Origin of the sequence: Prosthecobacter sp. (genome assembly GCF_044232965.1) — a bacterium.
GTDB lineage: Bacteria > Verrucomicrobiota > Verrucomicrobiia > Verrucomicrobiales > Verrucomicrobiaceae > Prosthecobacter.
The window spans coordinates 18,373-34,868 of record NZ_JBIIKX010000002.1 but is presented as its reverse complement, the minus strand read 5'-3'; the positions used below and the strand labels follow the sequence as shown (position 1 = coordinate 34,868).

Below are 16,496 nucleotides of genomic sequence, written 5' to 3'. Positions count from 1 at the left end.
GTATTCGTCTGCATGCTGAAACCTTTGGTGCTCTCCCTGGCCGCCGTACTGCCCGCCGTGGCGGCGGTTGATTTCGTCCATGACGTGCAGCCGATCCTGAAGGAGCGCTGTCATTCCTGCCATGGCCCGAACAAGCAGGAAGCCGCGCTAAGGCTGGATCACAAACCCAGCGCGTTGAAAGGCGGGGACTTCGGCCTTGCCATCAAGCCCGGTCACAGCGCCGACTCCGTGATGGTGCATGCCATTGAGGGCCGGAACCCGAAAATGCGGATGCCCCGCAAAGGAGATCCGCTCAGTGCCTCCGAGATCGCCACGATCAAAGCGTGGATCGACGCGGGCGCCGAATGGCCGGACAGTGCGAGTGTGAGGCTGGAGACCAAGACGGACCACTGGGCCTTCAAGCCGCCGGTAAAGCCGAAGGTGCCCGGTGCCAAGGGGGCGCATCCGATTGATGCGTTCGTTCAAGAACGGCTCGCGAAGGAAGGTCTCAAGCCTGCGCCGAAAGCCGCGCCGGAAAAACTGGTGCGGCGGCTGTATCTCGATCTCATCGGTCTGCCGCCTTCGCCGACAGAAAAAGGGTCCGTTGATGCTCTGATCGACCAACTCCTTGCTTCCGAGCATCATGGCGAGCGCTGGGCGCGCCACTGGCTCGATGCCGCGCATTACGCGGACTCGAACGGCTATGAAAAGGACCCGATGCGCTTCATCTGGTTTTACCGCGACTGGGTGATCAATGCCTTCAATCGCGACCTGCCTTACGATCAGTTCATCATCCAGCAGATCGCCGGGGATCAACTGCCAAAGGCCACGCAGGATCAAATCGTGGCCACCGGCTTCCTGCGGAACTCGATGATCAACGAGGAAGGCGGCGTCGATCCTGAGCAGTTTCGCATGGAGGCCATGTTTGACCACATGGACACCATCGGGAAAAGCGTGCTCGGTCTCACCATCGGCTGCACGCAGTGCCACAACCACAAGTACGATCCGATCACGCAGGAGGAGTACTACCGGATGTTCGCCTTCCTGAACAACGACAACGAGCCCTGGCGCGTGGTCTATACTTCCAGCGAGCAGATGCAGCGCGCGGAGCTCATGCAGCGCATCCGCGAACTCGAAGACAAACTCCGTCATGATCATGCCGACTGGCAGCAGCATTTGGCCTCATGGAAGAAATCGCTCAAACCTCAACCTGCATGGACCACGCTGCAGTTTGAAGACGATCCCAGCGGTGGCGAAAAAGCCTTGCGCCAACCTGATGGCAGCATTCTTGCCCAAGGTTACGCGCCGACGAAGAGCGAGGTGAAGTTTGTGGTGAAGCAAGGCGCACCGCTCAAGATCGCCGCGTTTCGCCTGGAGCTCATGAATGATCCGAACTTGCCGGCTTACGGTCCCGGACGCTCGCAGAAAGGCACCGCCGCACTCACCGAGTTCAACGCTACGATCAAGATCAATGGCAAGGATACCGCGTTGAAGTTCAGCAAGGCCACCGCTGACTTTGGTGAGCCGGAGAACACGCCGATCCCCGGTTTTGCCAAAGATCAGGACACAGCAAAGGACAAGCGCGTCACGGGGCCCATCGCTTATGCGATTGATGGCAAGGCTGACACGGCCTGGGGCATTGATGCCGGTCCGGGCCGTCGCAATGTGCCGCGCAACGCGGTGTTTGTGCTGGAGAAACCGATCGAGGTCAATGACGGCTCTGAGCTGACGATCGGCCTCAGCATGAAGCATGGCGGCTGGAACAGCGACGATCTGCAAACGATGAACCTCGGTCGCTATCGCATCAGCGCCACGGAGGCAGCGGATGCTGAGGCAGACCCGCTTTATGGCAAAAAAACTGAGTTCGGCGTTTTTCGTGGCAGCATTGCCGAGTGGAAGCCGATCAATGATGAGATCGAAGCGCTGTGGAAGCAGCATCCCGAAGGCACCACCACACTTGTTCTGGATGCCCGTGAGCAACCGCGCATGACCAGCGTCCTGAAGCGTGGCGATTTCCTCAAGCCTGGCGACCGCGTCACCACTGGCGTGCCTGCGGCACTCAATCCGCTGCCCAAGAACGCCGACAGCTCGCGCCTCACGTTCGCGAAGTGGCTCGTCTCACGTGACTCGCCCACCACGGCGCGTGCGATCGTGAACCGCGTGTGGCAGGCCTACTTCGGCATCGGTTTGGTGGAGACAGCGGAGGACTTCGGCACTCAGGGTGCGAAGCCGAGCCATCCAGAGCTGCTCGACTGGCTGGCCTGCGAGTTCATGGATCACGGCTGGAGCCTCAAGCATTTGCACAAGCTCATCGTCACCAGCCACACCTATCAGCAGGACAGCCGCGTCACGCCGGAGCTGCTGGAACGCGATCCCTACAACCGCCTGCTCGCCCGTGGCCCGCGCTTCCGCGTCGAGGGCGAGATCGTGCGCGACATCCAGCTCGCCGTCAGCGGCTTGCTCAATCCCGAAGTCGGCGGGCGTGGCGTCATGCCGCCCGCGCCGGAATATCTATTCCAGAAGCCCGTCAGTTACGCGCCCTTCCCGTGGAAGGTGGAGGACTCCAATCAGAAGTACCGCCGCAGCGTTTATGTCTTCCGCCGTCGCAGCACACCGTATCCTTTCCTCAGCACGTTTGACGTGCCGAATGGCGAGGCGAGCTGCATCAAACGCGCCCGCAGCAACACGCCGCTGCAGGCCTTGATGACGCTGAATGAAACGCTGAGCCTCGAGGCGGCCGAGCATCTCGCCAAACGCATGACAGACGCCGCGAAGGGCGATGACAAGGCCGCTATCGCGTATGGCTTCCACCTTTGCACCTCACGACAGCCGACGGATAAAGAAACCCGCGTGCTTCTGGGCCTGCTGAATCAGCAACGCACCCACACCGCGCCTGCAACGCTCGCGCCGATGACCACGGTGGCGCGCGCGCTGCTGAACCTGGACGAAACCATCACCAAGGAATGACCGCCATGAATCTCATGACTGATTTGCAACGGGAACACGCCCGCTATCTGACCCGCCGCTGGTTTTTCCAGGAATGCGGCGTCGGCATGGCCTCGCTGGCGGCACTGGATCTCATGCGTGCCAACGCCGCGCCCGCGCCGACGAGTCCGCTGGCCCTGAAGAAGCCGCATTACGGCGCGAAGGCCAAACGCGTGATCTATTTGTTCATGGGCGGTGCTCCGAGCCATCTGGAGCTGTTCGACAATAAGCCCGAGCTTGCCAAGTGGGACGGCAAGCTGCCGCCGGCGGACCTGCTCAAAGGCTACCGTGCCGCGTTCATCAATCCGAACAGCAAGCTGCTCGGCCCGAAGTTCAAGTTTGCCAAACACGGTCAAAGCGGCGCGGAGATCAGCGAGCTGCTGCCGCACACGGCCAAGATCGCGGATGATCTCACGATCGTGCGCTCAATGAAGACCGATGCCTTCAATCACGCACCCGGGCAGATTTTGATGAGCACGGGTTCGCAGATCTTTGGACGGCCAAGCTTTGGCGCATGGACGCTTTACGGCCTCGGCACCGAGAACCAGGACCTGCCCGGCTATGTCGTCATGCAAAGCGGCCAGAAAGGCCCCAGCGGTGGCTTGTCGAACTTCGGCTGCGGTTTTCTGCCCACGGTTTATCAGGGCGTGCCCTTCCGCAGCAGTGGAGAGCCTGTGTTATTCCTGAACAACCCGCAGGGCGTCACGGACAAGACACAGCGTCAGACTTTGGACGCGCTGAAGCAACTCAACGAGGAGCGGCTCAATGTCGTGGGCGATCCCGAGATCGCCGCGCGCATCAATAGCTTCGAGCTGGCCTACCGCATGCAGCAGACCGCGCCCGAGGTCATGGACATCTCGAAGGAGCCGAAGCACATCCTCGACATGTATGGCGCGAAGCCCGGCGAGGCCTCGTTCGCCAACAACTGCCTGCTCGCCCGCCGTCTCATCGAAAGCGGTGTGCGCTTTGTGCAGCTCTTCCACGAGGCCTGGGACCACCACGGCGGTCTCACCAAAGGATTGAAGGATCAATGTGCCCTCACTGACCAGCCCTGCGCGGCGCTGGTGCGTGATTTGCAACAGCGCGGCTTGCTGGAGGACACGCTGGTGATCTGGGGCGGCGAATTCGGTCGCACGCCGATGGTGCAAGGCGGCAGTGACGGGCGCGATCATCATCCGAACGCCTTCACCATGTGGTTTGCCGGCGGTGGCATGAAGCCCGGCCTCACGCTCGGCGAGAGCGACGAGTTTGGCTTCAACGTCACGCAAGATCCGGTGCATGTGCACGACCTGCATGCGACGCTGCTGCACCTGCTCGGCTTCGATCACACCAAGCTGGCCGTGCGCTTCCAGGGGCTCGACATGCGCCTGACCAACGTGCATGGCGAGCTGGTGACGAAGCTGCTGGCGTGAGGGTTACTCTCCCGCCTCACTCCACCGGATGTTCCGCCGCACGCCGACGACATGGAAATGCGTCTCCGCATCCTGGATGTAGCCGTCTTTGTCGATGCGCAGATCCTCCGCCTTGAGAAGGCGACGCTGCTTGCGCGAAAGAGTCGCGTCCATGTTCGGGCTGAGACGCGCATCGGCGGAGACAACTCGATGCCAGGGCAGCGAGGCGGATTCTTCCTCTGTGAGCCGACTCAGCACGGTGGCCACATGACGGGCGATGACGTTCATGTGGATGGCGATGCTGCCGTAGGTGGTGAACTTCCCCGGCGGGATCAACGCCACCAAGCGGATGACCTCCGCGCGGATGCGGGCAAAGGCGATGGATTTTCCACGAGGCATGGCGCAGACCCATGCCTGCCGTGCTTTTCACTGCGACACAACCCACAAAAGCTGACTTTGCTGGAGCGGCTGCTAGCACTGCGCAAGGAGCTGGCCGCGCCGGCGTTTCTGCCTGGAGGCTGAAACCAGGCCATGACTGGGCAGATGCATATTGTGATCGTGGGCAAAATAGGCATGTTGATGGCATGAAACCCAGGACGTTTGCCTTCCATCTGCCGCCCCTGCGGGGTCTTCCGGGCGTGCTGGTGCTTGGACTGGGCGTGATCGTGGTGCTGGGCATCATAGTGCTCATGCTGGTGGTCGGTGCGGCCGTGGTGGTGACGGGACTGGCGGTTTCAGCCTGCGTCGCGCTTTATTTCACCCTGCGCCAGAAGCTGACGGGCACGTTTGCGAAGGATCGACGGTTTGAGAAGACGGCTGCTTCCACATCCATGATCGAAGTCCGCGAGATCGAGGTGGAAGTGCTGCCGACACCCAAAAGGTAAGAGCTAATGCCGCATGCAATCGTGCACTCACGGCAGGATGGACCGGCGCACCAGCACAATCGTGCCAAACAGCAGCAGCAATGGCAGCAGAACATATGAGGCATATTCATCCATGCGCTGCTCGTCGCTGTCGGCAATGCGGGCCAGCTCCTTCAACTGGTCTTTCCGCACCAGTTCATGAGTGGAGGGGGCCCCAGAGGCGGACGCATGTGCCGACAGACTCATGAAAACCACCAGCTTTCCGTGCAAACTGCGGCTGCTTTCCAAAGGTTCTGCTGAAGGACACATGTCAAAGACTGGGAGTAAGCTTAGGAGGCGGGCATTTGTGCCGAATTGAAAGATCAGCATAAATCTTGGGTCACATCAAGAAGAAAACGTATTTAGAATTAGGTATATTACATGAATTTGGTGAGGCAACCGGTTTTTGAATGGCGCACTTCACCTAGAGCGGAAGTTGGGCCACTCCTGCTTCTTTTCACGTGGCACCGGGACAAAAAAGGGGACGCCTTGCGGCGTCCCCTCGTGGTGATCGTATGTTGAATCGTGGATCGCGGATTACTGACCGCCCGGACGCCACTCTTCGGTGGCGAACTTGAAGGCCTGCTCCAGGCCGACGAGGTCGGTGCTGGGGCGGAGGGCTTCGAAGGCCTGGCTTTCTTTCTGGATCTCGGCTTCGCTGTAGTTCATGGCCTTGATGGAAAGGCCGATGCGGCGCTCCACCTTGTCCACTTTGATGACGCGTGCTTCCACTTCGTCGCCCACGTTGAGCTTGTCCTTGACCTTCTCGATGCGGTCCTCGCTGATCTGCGAGATGTGCACGAGGCCGTCGATGTCGTCTTCGAGTTCGACGAAGGCACCGAAGCTGGCGATCTTCGCCACGCGGCCCTTCACGACGTCGCCCACCTTGAAGCGGGTGTCGATGATGGACCATGGGTCGGTGTCGAGCTGCTTCATGCCGAGGCTGATGCGCTGGTTGGCCTTGTCGATGCCGAGCACGACGGCGTCCACTTCCTGGCCCTTTTTGAGCAGTTCGGAAGGGTGGTTGATCTTGCGGGTCCAACTGAGGTCGGAGACGTGGATCATGCCGTCGATGCCTTCTTCCAGCTCCACAAACGCGCCGTAGGCGGTGAGGTTGCGGACGGCGCGCTTCATCTGCGTGCCGATCGGGTAACGAGCGTCGATATCGTCCCAAGGATTGGTGTCGAGCTGACGGACGCCAAGGCTGATCTTGCGTTCTTCCTTGTTGATGCCAAGCACCACAGCGTTGACTTCCTGACCCACGGTGAGGACATCGGAAGGACGGGCGATGCGCTTCGTCCAGGAGAGTTCGGAGACGTGGATGAGGCCTTCGACGCCTTCTTCCACTTCCACAAACGCGCCGTAGGCGACGAGCTTCGTGACCTTGCCGTGGACCTGATGGCCGACGGGGTAACGGGCTTCGATGTTTTCCCACGGGTTGTTCTGAAGCTGCTTGAGGCCGAGGGAGACGCGTTCTTTCTCGCGATTGACCTCAAGGATCTGCACTTCGATTTTCTGCCCGATGCCGAGGAGTTCGGAAGGATGGTTGAGGCGGCCCCAGGACATGTCGGTGATGTGGAGGAGACCGTCCATGCCGTTGAGATCGACGAACGCACCGAAGTCGGTGATGTTCTTGACGATGCCGATGACCTTGTCGCCAGGGGTGACGCCGTCGAGGAACTTCTGGCGCTGCTCGGCGCGCTCGGCCTCGATGACTTCGCGGCGGGAGAGGACGATGTTTTTGCGCTCGTCGTTGATCTTGACGATCTTGAACTCGAACACCTTGCCGACGTACTCGTTGAGATCCTTCGGCGGAATGATGTCGATCTGGCTGCCGGGCAGGAAAGCTTCGACGCCGACGTTGACCATGAGGCCGCCTTTGACGACGCTCTTGATCTTGCCTTTGACGAGACCGCCGTCCTTGAACACGGCGTAAATTTTCTCCCAGTTCTGACGGTGGGCGGCCTTCTCCTTGGAGAGCACGACCATGCCTTCGTCGTTTTCGAGGCGTTCGAGGAGGACTTCCACCTCATCGCCGACCTGGATGTCTTCATCTTCAAACTCGTTGGAGGGGATGGCCCCTTCGGACTTGTAGCCGATGTCCACGAGGATGACCTGCGGTTTGATTTCGAGGATCTTGCCTTTGACGATGGATCCTTCGGAGAGCTCGCGGAAAGAACCTGCGATCAGGTCTGCGAGAGTAGCTGTTGCGCTCATTATGCTGTTACGGGTTGCGAGTGTTTGGAGGGAAACCGCACGCGAACCTCCACTCCTGAGGCGCGCTGCGGGCTTTCGTCCCGCAGAACCAACAGGCTCCCGGACAAGAGGGCCGAGATAGTCGGGGAGGAACTTCGTTTGGCAAGAGGGAAAATAAGCCCGCTCCAACCCGCTGAAAACAGGCTTCCCATCCACCGGGGCGCATGCCAGCATCCGGCCACCATGAAGCATTTTCCCACCCTGGCCTTGGTTTGGGCCTTGAGCACGCTCCCAGCAGCAGCCCAGCCTGCCCCATCGTTGATTTCGCCAGAGATCCGGGAGGATCACAGCGTCACCTTTCGTCTGCGCGCACCCAAGTCCCAAAGTGTGGCGTTGCGCGGCCAGTGGGACAAACAGCAGGCCACCATGACCCAGGATGCGGACAAAGTCTGGACCCTCACCGTGCCGAAGGTCGCTCCTGGCGTGTGGGAGTACAGCTTCATCGTGGACGGTTTGATGATGATCGATCCGCTGAATCCGGCGCAAAAGCCGCAGCGCAAGCCCACCGCGAGCATCCTGCACATTCCGGGCACGCCGCCAAACGTGTGGGACTTCCAGAACGTGCCACACGGCACCGTGCATCAGCACGACTACCTCTCAAAAGCCCTCGGCGGGCAGCGCAGCGCCTGGGTTTACACCCCGCCGGGCTATGAGGCCGATTCGAGCACGAAATACCCACTGCTGGTCCTCCAACACGGCTCCGGCGACCGTCACGAGGCCTGGGTGGTGCATGGCAAGGCGCACTGGATTCTCGACAACCTCATCGCCGCCGGCAAAGCGAAGCCGATGATCGTTTTGATGCTCGACGGCCATCCGCTGGGCCAAATCCCGCGCGAAATGGCCGACAAACGCGCCGAATCTCTCCAGGCCTTCAAAAACGAGCTGCTGCAAGACGGACTGCCCCTCGTCGAAAGCCTCTATCGCGTCTCACCTGAGCGCGAACAACGCGCCATCGCCGGCCTGAGCATGGGCGGCTGGCAGTCGCTGAGCATTGGCCTGACGAACACCGACCGTTTTGCCTGGATCGGCTGTTTCAGCGGTGCAGCGGATGAGAACGAGATCAAACCAGCGCTCGACGATGCCGCAGGCACCAATGCGAAGGTGAAACTGCTGTGGATCGCCTGCGGCGAAAAGGACAACGGCGCGCTCGGACGCAACGAACAGCTCATCGCCCTGCTCAAGGCACGCGGCGTGAACCATGAATGGCGGCTCACGCCGGGAGATCACTCCTGGCCGGTGTGGCGGGATTATCTGGCTGAGTTCGCGCCGAAGCTGTTCCGCTGAGAACGCAGACTCACTGCGGGATCGGATCGCCTCGCTTCACGGTCTTGCCTTCCCACACGGCCTCGTCGGTGGCCTTGTCGTAAGTGAGGACGCGGCTGGCGCTGTTCGGTGCGGGGGGCACGTCGATCTTTGGCAGCCATTTTTTGTGTTCGGCGATGATGGCGGCATTCTCGGGCTTGGCAGCCACGTTGTGCCATTCGTTTGGGTCGTTGACCATGTCGTAGAGCTCCTCCGAGCCGTCGGCGTAGTGAATGTAGCGCCATTTTTCACTGCGGATGCCGTGGTTGCCCTGATTGTGGCTGGTGATGGCCGGGCGCTCGCGTTTCGTGGCGGCGTCTTTGAGTTGCGCCAAAAGGCTGAGGCCCTCCAGGTCGCTGCGGGCAGGCACGCCGGCGAGTTCAATGAGCGTGGGGTAGATGTCGAGCAGCTCAGCGGGCTGCATGCAGCGCTGGCCGCCTTTTACACCGGGGCCGGCAAAGATGAGCGGAACCTTCGTGCCGCGATCCCACAGCGTGTTTTTGCCGGTGATCTCCTTTTCACCGAGATGCCAGCCGTGGTCACCCCAAAGCACGACGATGGTGTTGTCAGCGACTCCCGCCTCATCCAGCGCGGTCAAGAGGCGGCCGATCTGCGCATCGACGAAGCTGGTGCAGGCAAGGTAGCTGCGGACGAGGTTACGCCATTGGTTGTTCTCCTTGATCCACTTCAGGCGCGGCTCCGGCAGGCTCCAGTGCAGATACCAGGAGAAGCGCGGCGTGTCCTCGCGGTCGTTCTCGATGATCTTCGGCAGCACACTGTCGTCATCGGGATACAGGTCAAACCACTTCTGCGTCGCGTAGCACGGCACATGCGGCAGGAAGAAACCGGCGGCAATGAAGAAGGGTTGGTCTTTGGGTGCGGACTTGATCTGCTCGACGGTCCATGAAGCGACTTGGTAATCGCCCTTGCCTGTGTCGTCATTGTCTTTGGGCCACACGCCCCAGTCCATCGCGGGGTGGTCGCCCATCGGGGCCGGTGGGATGAGCTTCTGCGGTGGTTTCGTGCCGACGCCGCCCAACGGAGCGGTGATCTGAAACTCAGGCTCGGACTTCGGTGCGTTCGCGGCGGCTTTGTTCTTCCCCTTGCCTTTGCCTGCGCCTCCTCCTCCACCAGTACCACCATGGTAGATTTTGCCGGTCGCTGCCGTGCGGTAGCCGTTGTTCTCAAAATGCTTCGGCAGTGTCACACGGTCCTTCCATTCTGGCAGCGTGCGGAACCATGGTGAGAGGCCGTAAATGCCTGTCGTGGTGGGCCGCAGGCCCAGCAGCAGGCTCGTGCGTGAAGGATTGCACAGCGGCATGTTGCAGTGCGCGTTGAGAAACGTCGTGCCGCGTGCCGCCAGCCTGTCGATGTTCGGTGTCTTCGCCATCGGATGCCCGCCGAGGTGGCCGATCCAGTCGTTTTGATCGTCGATGGCGATGAACAGGATGTTCGGCTTGTCCGCGGCGCTGAGCGCAGGGCAAAGGACAGAGAAAATCAGGGCGAGGCAGGCAAGAGACTTCATGGCGTGAAAAACGGTGCGTGGGAACGGGCGCACGGACCCATTCATTCGTCTTTTCCTGTTCTTTGCCGGCTACAGCTCCTTGATCGAGATGTTGCGGAACTGAATCAGGCTGGAGGCCGCTGAAAGCTCGCCGGTCTTCGCGTTCTTGCCGCCGTGATGCTGGAGGCCGAGCTTGCCTTTTTCAGGAACGCCGGGGAGTTGCGCGTTTGCGATCACCGTCTGGCCGTTGAGCACGACCGTGAGACGGTCGCACTTCATCGTGATCTCGAAGGTGTTCCACTCGCCCACGGGCTTGTCGGCCTTCACTTTCGGTGTCACACCGGCACGCACTTCGGGCGGCATCGTTTTGTCCATGCGGTAGCCATAGACTTCGCCGGAACCGATCGGCCAGCACCAGATGTTGATCTGTGATTTGCCCACGCCGCGCAGGTAGATGCCGGAGTCGGCGTTCGGCGTGGGGATTTTGATCTCCTTACCGTTTTCATCGAGCTTGTGCGTGCCGTCGGGTAACACGACCGGCATGTCGTAGAGACCGGTGGTCTGTTTGAGCCGCCAGTCGATCTTGAGTGTGAAATCGCCGTATTCCTTCGCGGTCCACAGATTCTTGTCCTTCCCGGGAGCCTCGCTGCACGCGTCGTAATCAATGACTCCGTCGATCACCTTCCAGTGGCCGTTGTCGCCCTCGGGCACGACCCAGTTCGCGAAGTCTTGGCCATTGAACAACGGCGTGAAGCCATCATCAGCGGCGAAAGCGGCGGCAGACAGGGCAAGGAGGGAGAGCAAGGTTGTCTTCATGGTCACAAGAGAACGAACCCGGTGAGGTTTGCATTGCAGGCAGAAGCCTGAATGTGCCATGAGTGCCGCATGCCTCATGATCTCCACGCCGCACTCAAACAGTACTTCGGCCACAAGGCTTTTCGTGCCGGGCAGGAGCAGGTGATGGAGGCGCTGTTGGCCGGGCGCAGTGCGCTGGCGCTCTTCCCGACGAGTGCGGGCAAATCGCTCTGCTATCAACTGCCTGCGCTGCTCATGGACGGCGTTACGCTCGTGATCTCGCCGTTGATCGCATTGATGAAGGACCAGGTGCAGGCGCTGCGGGCACGCGGCATTGCCGCAGCGCGACTGGATTCATCGCTATCGGCGGATGAAGCAGCGCAGGTCTTTGAGGACATGCGCAACGGCACGCTGAAGCTGCTCTACATCGCCCCGGAGCGGCTCATGAATGAAAACTTCGTCGATCGGCTCAAGCGTCTGCGCATTTCGATGATGGCGGTCGATGAAGCGCACTGCATCTCCGAGTGGGGTCACAACTTCCGCCCGGAATACCTGCGCCTCGCGCTGGTGGCAAAGGAACTCGGCATTAAGCCCGTGCTCGCGCTCACGGCCACCGCCACGCCATCGGTCGCAGCGGATATTCGACGCGCATTCAACATCGAGCAGGCAGATCATGTGCAGACCTCGTTCTTGCGGCCGAATCTGCATTTTCGCATCACGCCCTGCACCGCGCAGCAGCGCCTGCCGGTGCTGACGAAGCTGCTGCTCAAGCGCAAGGTGCCCTCTATCGTCTATGTGACGCTGCAAAACACGGCGGAGCACGTCGCCACGCATTTGCAGAAGAGTGGCGTGAACGCTCTGGCCTACCACGCCGGTTTGCCTGATGAACATCGTTATGCCGCGCAAGATGCGTTCATGAACGGGCAGACGGATGTCATCGTCGCTACCATCGCCTTCGGCATGGGCATCGACAAGGCAGACATCCGCGCTGTGTATCACTACAACCTGCCGAAGACGCTCGAAAACTACTCGCAGGAAACCGGCCGTGCCGGTCGCGATGGCAAAACATCGGTCTGCGAGATGCTCGCCTGCGCCGACGACTGCATCGTGCTCGAAAATTTCACCTTTGGCGACACACCGACACCACAGGCCATTCGCCAGCTTCTCGATCATCTCCTGCTGCAAGGCGGCGAGTTCGACATCTCGATGTACGATCTTTCTCATGCCACGGACATTCGTCCGCTCGTCATCGAAACGGTCATCACGAACCTCGAACTCGATGGCATCTTGCGTCCGCTCGGTTCGTTTTACGCCAGCTATCAATTCCGCTTCATCCAGCCCGAACAGCGCATCCTTTCGGGCCACAAACCCGAGCGGCAGGCCTTTTTGCGCAGTCTGTTCCAATGCGGCAAGCGTGGCACTAAGTGGATCACATTGAATCCCGACGAAGCCGCCACCGAACTCAACGAACCACGCGACCGTGTGCTCAAAGCGCTCACCTGGCTTCAGGAAAGCGGCGACATCGAGCTCAAGCCCAGCGGCAGTCGGCAGAAGTATCGCCTCGCCGAAGACGCGCACCGTCGCGATCCGAAGGAAATCACGAAAAAGATGCAAATGCTCTTCGCCGAGCGTGAACAACGTGATGTCTCGCGTTTGCGAGAAGTCCTGAGCTTCGCCCAGCATCGCGGCTGCCTCACGCGCTGGCTCTTGAATTACTTCGGAGAGACAATGGAAACCAACTGCGGCACCTGCACGAGCTGCAAAGAGCGCGAAAAGGGCAGCACCGATGACACCCCGCGCGAAATCCCGCAATCCCCTGCCCCGCCCATCACCGTCGAGCACGTCGCCGCGATTCGCGATGTCATCGCGGAACGCAAGGCCGCGCTCAGGTCGTCACGCCAGCTCGCGCGTTTCCTCTGCGGCCTCACCAGCCCGGCCGCCAGCCGCGAACGCCTCGGCAGGCATCCCAGCTTTGGTTTGCTGGATCGCATTCCCTTTGGCGATGTGCTGGCGCAGACGGAGTCCATGCTCGCCTGAAGCCTATGTTTTGGCACCATGATGGCGCTGCGAAAATTCCTCGGTGAGTCGGGTGAAGTCTTTGAGAATGAATGTTTTGAACGTCTTGGGCGCTCAGTCATCCAACCTCATGTCTGTATGACGCATTCCAACCCATGAAAAAGACCCCCGCACTTCTCATCTGTTTCTCGGCCTTGCTTTTGACCCAGTGCTCTGCGCCGCAGACCCCGTCGTCCGTGGTGACTTTGGCGTCACCCACTCCCCAAGGCACGGTCACCACCCAGACGTTGGGAAACTCCACCGTGATGACCCGGAGGCTGATCAACCGTCCGCTCACGAACAAGGATGTCGGCAGAGTGCTGGAGGAAGTCACCGTGGTATCTCCCAGTGGCACCTCGGTGCAGGAGCGTGTGATTGTGCGCGCGCTTCCGAGGCTGGAGACGAAAAATCTGACCAAGTCGTGATCTTGAGGCCGGATCGTGGCCCAGGCGGAGAGCGCCATCGCTAGCCTGGGTGCTTGACGGGCATGGTGCTTTGCGGCGAGACTTCGTGCCACAAACGCCATGCCCTACCTCCTCGACGCGCTCGTCATCCTCGGTTACTTCGCCCTGATCATCGGCATTGGTCTGTCGCAGCGCAGCAAGAGCGGCAGTGTGGAGGGTTTCACGCTCGGAGACCGCCAAATCGCCTGGTGGGCGGTGCTGGCGTCCATTCTGGCGGCGGAAATCAGCGCAGCGACGTTTCTCGGCGCGCCGGAGTCCGGCTACAGCCGGCAAAACTGGAGCTATGCGCAATTCGCCATCGGCACGGTGCTGGCACGCATCATCGTGAGCTTTTTGTTCATCCCGATCTTTTACCGGCACGGCGTCATCTCGCTTTATGAGTTCCTGGAGACACGGTTCGGGCCGGTGACGCGGAAGTTTGCATCCATCACCTTCATGTTCACCCGTGTGCTGGCGATGGGCACACGGCTCTATGTCTCCGCCATCATCCTCGTGCTGGCCGTGGCGATGTGGCAGGGCGGCGCGGTGGATGCGAACACGAAATTTTGGCTGTATGCTGGAGCGGTGGTGGTCGTCACGCTGCTGACGGCGCTCTACACCTCGGTGGGCGGCATCCGGGCAGTGATCTGGACGGATTTCATCCAAGTGGGCGTGCTGGTGGCCTCGCTCGGCTTCACGATTCCCTACCTCCTGATGAAGATCCCCGGCGGCTGGGGCGCGGTGGCCGATGTGATCAAGGAACCCGTGTTCTTCGATTTTGCGAAGCCTGCTGAAACAGGCGCATGGGCCTGGGTCAAGAATGTCTTCACCAGCGAGTACACGATCTGGGCCGCGATCATCGGCAGCACCTTTGTGACCATGAGCACGCACGGCATCGACCAGGACACCGTGCAGCGCATGCTCACGGCGAAAAACCGCCGCCAGAGCGCCTTTGCGACGATTCTCTCCGGCATCGTCGATCTGCCGATCGTTTCGGCCTTCATCCTCATCGGCGTGCTGCTGAAGGCCTACTACCTGGCGCATCCGAACGCGGCGCTGCCGGTGGAAAGCCGCGAGGTCTTTCCCTTCTTCATCATGAATGAGATGCCCGCAGGCATGCGCGGCCTCGTCACAGCCGGCATCCTCGCCACGGCGATGGGATCGCTCAGCACCGCGCTCAATGCGCTCGCCACCAGCCTGTCGCGCGATTTCATCCTGCCAAGACTGCCTGCGGACGCGCCAGATTCGAAGCGCATCGCCGTTCTGCGCTGGAGCACGGTATTTTTCGCCTTCCTCATCATCGTGGTCGGCATCTGGACGGCCTGGTTCATGGCGCACAATCCGAAAGTCGAAATCCTGCCGCTCGTGCTGGGCATTCTCGGCTTCACGTTCGGGTCACTGCTCGGTGTGTTCCTGCTCGCGGTGCTCACCAAGACACGCGGCTGCGACACAGGCAACATCATCGCCATGGTCTGCGGCATCGTGGCCGTACTGTTCCTCAGCAACGTGCTCGGCATCCAGAACGCAGTGGGCATCAAGGAGCCTTTCGTGTTGTCCTTCCCCTGGCGCATCACGCTCGGCACCTTCGTCACCATCGGCGTCGCGATCTTGTTCAAGACACCCGACTCACGCCAGGCCTCGGCACGCGCCATCGACGAGACGCACGCCAAGGCGTGAGGGCACAAAAAAGCGCGGATCGTCACCGATCCGCGCTCTGCTTTGACTTTCTTGGCTCTTTGACCACGCCTTAACAGCGTCAGCCCATTAAGAGTAGCTGGCCTGCTGGCCCTTGATGTCGCGCTTCTTGATCCACGGCATCAGGCTGCGGAGGCGGGCACCGGTCTTCTCGATCGGGTGCTTCTCACCTGCCTTGAGCAGCTTGTTGAAGTTCTTGTAGCCGGTTTCGGTCTCCTTGATCCATTCCTTGGCGAATTTGCCGGTCTGGATGTCTTTGAGCGCGGCTTTCATGCGCTTCTTGACGCTGGCGTCGATGATCTTCGGTCCGACTTTGACGTCGCCCCACTTGGCGGTTTCGGAGATGGAGAAACGCATGCCGGCGATGCCAGACTCGTTCATCAGATCGACGATGAGCTTCAATTCGTGCAAGCACTCGAAGTAAGCCATCTCAGGGCTGTAACCAGCCTCGGTGAGAACTTCAAAGCCGGCCTGGACGAGGGCGCTGGCGCCGCCGCAAAGCACGGTCTGCTCGCCGAAGAGATCGGTTTCAGTTTCTTCCTTGAAGGTGGTCTCGATGACACCACCGCGGGTGCCGCCGATGCCGTGCGCCCAGGCAAGAGCGATCTTCTTGGCCTGCTTGTCAGCGTTCTGATGGATGGCGATGAGGGCGGGCACGCCCTTGCCTTCGGTGTACTGACGGCGGACGATGTGGCCCGGGCCTTTCGGGGCCACCATGATCACGTTCACATCCTTTGGCGGGACGACGGTCTTGTAGAGAATGGCGAAGCCGTGGGAGAAGAGGAGCGTTTTGCCCTTGGTGAGGTTGGGGGCGATGTCCTTCTTGTACACGCCACCAATCTTCGTGTCCGGCACGGCGACGAAGATGACGTCGGCCGCCTTGACCGCATCGGCGGTGTCCATGACCTTGAGGCCCTTCTCTTCAGCCACGGCGCGGCTCTTGGAGCCAGCGTAGAGGCCGATGATGACTTTGACGCCGCTCTCCTTGAGGTTCAGGGCGTGGGCGTGGCCTTGGGAGCCGAAGCCGATCACAGCGCAGGTCTTGCCTTTGAGCGGTGCAAGGCTGGCGTCTTTTTCAGTGTAGATTTTCGCGGGCATATAAGTTCTGGTTTAGAAGGGCGGCGATAGTGGTTCAAGCGGGGGACGGGGTCAAACGGCTTTTTCCCGCCCGAAGCACGCTTTGTTTGAC

At 60.6% G+C, this 16,496-nt stretch carries 13 protein-coding genes; 7 read left to right on the top strand and 6 right to left on the bottom strand.

Translation table 11 applies throughout. From position 1 onward, the window contains the following. Window positions 1-12 precede the first annotated feature (12 nt). Window positions 13-2,946: a PSD1 and planctomycete cytochrome C domain-containing protein gene (locus tag ACILSI_RS01030; protein ID WP_395719972.1), complete on the top strand. Its 2,934-nt coding sequence runs from the start codon at window positions 13-15 to the stop codon at window positions 2,944-2,946. Between the two features lie 5 nt (window positions 2,947-2,951). Continuing rightward, on the top strand, window positions 2,952-4,376 hold the full coding sequence (locus tag ACILSI_RS01025; RefSeq protein ID WP_395719971.1) for a DUF1501 domain-containing protein: 1,425 nt from the start codon (window positions 2,952-2,954) through the stop codon (window positions 4,374-4,376). A gap of 3 nt (window positions 4,377-4,379) precedes the next feature. Here ACILSI_RS01025 and ACILSI_RS01020 read toward each other — a convergent pair whose 3' ends face one another. Then, window positions 4,380-4,754 (bottom strand): MGMT family protein, encoded by a 375-nt coding sequence (locus ACILSI_RS01020; RefSeq protein WP_395719970.1) that lies wholly within the window; start codon window positions 4,752-4,754, stop codon window positions 4,380-4,382. Between the two features lie 185 nt (window positions 4,755-4,939). Here ACILSI_RS01020 and ACILSI_RS01015 point away from each other — a divergent pair, with 185 nt between their 5' ends. Further along, window positions 4,940-5,239, top strand: a complete 300-nt coding sequence (locus ACILSI_RS01015) for a hypothetical protein (protein WP_395719969.1) — start codon at window positions 4,940-4,942, stop codon at window positions 5,237-5,239. A gap of 27 nt (window positions 5,240-5,266) precedes the next feature. On the opposite strand, the gene ACILSI_RS01010 is transcribed toward ACILSI_RS01015, so the two are convergent. Beyond that, entirely contained in the window at window positions 5,267-5,587 is a 321-nt protein-coding gene (locus ACILSI_RS01010; RefSeq protein ID WP_395719968.1) for a hypothetical protein, read from the bottom strand. Window positions 5,588-5,794: 207 nt separating this feature from the next. Continuing rightward, window positions 5,795-7,474: a 30S ribosomal protein S1 gene (rpsA, locus tag ACILSI_RS01005; protein WP_395719967.1), complete on the bottom strand. Its 1,680-nt coding sequence runs from the start codon at window positions 7,472-7,474 to the stop codon at window positions 5,795-5,797. 222 nt (window positions 7,475-7,696) lie between these two features. Between rpsA and ACILSI_RS01000 the strand changes: the two genes are divergently transcribed. Next, entirely contained in the window at window positions 7,697-8,797 is a 1,101-nt protein-coding gene (locus ACILSI_RS01000; protein WP_395719966.1) for an esterase, read from the top strand. Between the two features lie 10 nt (window positions 8,798-8,807). Here the strand turns inward: ACILSI_RS01000 and ACILSI_RS00995 are convergent, their stop codons facing one another. Both ACILSI_RS00995 and ACILSI_RS00990 read right to left on the bottom strand, forming a co-directional pair. Then, window positions 8,808-10,340 (bottom strand): sulfatase, encoded by a 1,533-nt coding sequence (locus tag ACILSI_RS00995; RefSeq protein WP_395719965.1) that lies wholly within the window; start codon window positions 10,338-10,340, stop codon window positions 8,808-8,810. Between the two features lie 69 nt (window positions 10,341-10,409). Then, window positions 10,410-11,135 (bottom strand): DUF1080 domain-containing protein, encoded by a 726-nt coding sequence (locus ACILSI_RS00990; RefSeq protein ID WP_395719964.1) that lies wholly within the window; start codon window positions 11,133-11,135, stop codon window positions 10,410-10,412. A 69-nt stretch (window positions 11,136-11,204) separates the two neighbouring features. Here ACILSI_RS00990 and ACILSI_RS00985 point away from each other — a divergent pair, with 69 nt between their 5' ends. The 3 genes from ACILSI_RS00985 to ACILSI_RS00975 all read left to right on the top strand — a co-directional run bounded on the left by ACILSI_RS00985 (window position 11,205) and on the right by ACILSI_RS00975 (window position 15,289). After that, complete coding sequence (locus ACILSI_RS00985; protein WP_395719963.1) at window positions 11,205-13,151, top strand: ATP-dependent DNA helicase RecQ; 1,947 nt, start codon at window positions 11,205-11,207, stop codon at window positions 13,149-13,151. 134 nt (window positions 13,152-13,285) lie between these two features. Beyond that, complete coding sequence (locus ACILSI_RS00980; RefSeq protein WP_395719962.1) at window positions 13,286-13,594, top strand: hypothetical protein; 309 nt, start codon at window positions 13,286-13,288, stop codon at window positions 13,592-13,594. 99 nt (window positions 13,595-13,693) lie between these two features. Next, window positions 13,694-15,289 (top strand): sodium:solute symporter, encoded by a 1,596-nt coding sequence (locus ACILSI_RS00975; protein WP_395719961.1) that lies wholly within the window; start codon window positions 13,694-13,696, stop codon window positions 15,287-15,289. 87 nt (window positions 15,290-15,376) lie between these two features. On the opposite strand, the gene ilvC is transcribed toward ACILSI_RS00975, so the two are convergent. Continuing rightward, window positions 15,377-16,405 carry a ketol-acid reductoisomerase gene (gene ilvC, locus ACILSI_RS00970; protein WP_395719960.1) on the bottom strand — a complete coding sequence of 343 codons (1,029 nt, stop codon included), beginning with the start codon at window positions 16,403-16,405 and terminating at the stop codon, window positions 15,377-15,379. Window positions 16,406-16,496 lie beyond the last annotated feature (91 nt).